General features: G+C 68.8%; 2 protein-coding genes. Both read right to left on the minus strand.

What is annotated here, in order from left to right; all coding sequences use genetic code 11:
• Positions 1-989 (minus strand): 2,3-diaminopropionate biosynthesis protein SbnB (gene sbnB, locus ACFU5O_RS37420; RefSeq protein ID WP_384247486.1); only part of this gene is annotated, 989 nt, incomplete at its 3' end.
• On the minus strand, positions 986-1864 hold an 879-nt coding region (locus tag ACFU5O_RS37425), incomplete at its 5' end, for a TauD/TfdA family dioxygenase (protein WP_384247488.1). The genes ACFU5O_RS37425 and sbnB, both read right to left, overlap by 4 nt.

Raw genomic sequence — 1864 nt, forward strand, 5'->3', positions numbered from 1 at the left:
TTGCCGACGGCGAGGTCGAGGACGCCGAGGCCGAAGGGTGAGAAGACCACCGGGCGGTCGGTGGGCAGGGTCACCTGTGCGGACATGACGTCGGTGAGGGTGCCGGTGAGGAAGTCGCGGTTGCCGGTGAGTTGTTCGGCGAGGTGTGGTGAGGTGTCGGCCTTGAGGCAGTGTTCGACGTCGTCGACGATGTTGGCCGAGCCGAGGAGGATCTCGGGGGCGAGGTCGCGCAGGGACACGTGCAGTACCAGGGGGTTGTGTGTGAACCATGCCGGGTTGCTGACGTGGGGCCGGGCGGCGACGGTGGCGAAGATGACGAGGTCGCTGGCGCGGATGAGTTCCTCTGCGCTGTCGTGGACGGTGATGCGGCCGGTGGTGCCGGACTGTTCGAGGTAGCAGCGGAAGCCGGCTGCGCTGTCGGGGGACAGGTCGTGTACGCCGATGCCGTCGAAGGACCAGCCGGTGCCGGTGAGGAAGGTGTGGATGTAGCGGGCGATGAGGCCGGTGCCGATGAAGCCGACGCGTACGGGGCGTTGCCGGTCGCGGCTGAGCCGGTCGGCTGCGAGGGCGGCTGAGGCGGCGGTTCGGGTGGCGCTGATGATGGAGCTTTCCAGGCAGGCGAAGGGGTAGCCGGTGTCGTGGTCGTTGAGGATGAGTACGGCGGAGGCCCGGGGGATTCCTGCGGTGACGTTGTCGGGGAAGCTGGAGATCCATTTGACGCCGTCGACGCGTACCTGTCCGCCGACCGAGGCGGGCAGGGCAATGATCCGTGAGGAGGGGCGGTCGGGGAAGCGCAGGAAGTAGGAGGGGGGGTTGACCGAGTCACCGGCGGCGTGGAGCCGGTAGGTGGCCTCGACCAGTGCCGTGATCTCCTTCTCACGCCCTCGCAGGGCGGCTTGGACCTGGGCGCCGGAGATCACCGCGAACGCCGGCACGGCGGGCGGCTCGGACATGGTGAACTCCAATGCGCTGGGGCGGACGGTGGTCATCCCGCGCTCACCTCCACCGTCGGCGAACAGTCGGTCAGGTTCACCGGCTCGGCCATGGCGACGAGTACGTCGCGTGGTCCTTCGTAGGACTCTCTGCTGTGTGCGGTGCGAATGTTGTCGACGAGCATCAGGTCGCCTGCCTGCCACGGTTCGCGTGCGGTGCTGTCCTCGTAGATCTTGTTGAGGAGCAGGACGACGTCCTCGCCGATGGCCTCGCCGTTGCCGAAGCGGGTGTTGAAGGGCAGGCCGTCGGGGCCGTAGACCTCGATGAGGTACTCGCGTACCTCGGGGGCCATCGTCCATTCGTTGAGGAAGGCGATCTGGTTGAACCAGCAGCGGGCGCCGGTGAGCGGGTGGCGGACCACGGCGCTGCGGCGCTGGCGTGTGTGCAGGCCGCCGTCGGGCTGCCAGGCGAGGTCGATGGCGTTGGTGCGGCAGTAGTTCTCCACGGCGGTGCGGTCGTCGGTGCCGAACGCGTCGGCCCAGGAGGCGCCGATCTCGTCGTTGTAGCTGCGGGTGAGCAGCCAGCCCTCCCGCTCGAAGCGCTCGGTCAGTTCGGCCGGCAGCGCGTGCAGGACGGTGGTGGCGTCCGCGACCGCGGTGGCTCCGCCTGCGGTGGGCGGGGTGAGGCAGGCGAACAGCATCAGGCCGGGGAAGTCGAGGGTGTAGCTGAGCTCGTGGTGCATGCACATCGGCTGGTTCTGCGGCCACTTCGCCGAGGAGTACACGCCGTCGGCGTAGGTCTCCCGGGGCGCGAAGGCCTCTCTCTCGGTCATCAGACCGGTCGGCGCGAGTTGCCGGAAGACGGCACCGGCCTGTTCCGCGTCACGCAGCCCCAGGCCACGGACCAGGACCGAACCGTGCTCGGCAACGAC

This window comes from Streptomyces sp. NPDC057445, assembly GCF_042802855.1.
In the GTDB taxonomy this organism is placed as follows: Bacteria; Actinomycetota; Actinomycetes; order Streptomycetales; family Streptomycetaceae; genus Streptomyces.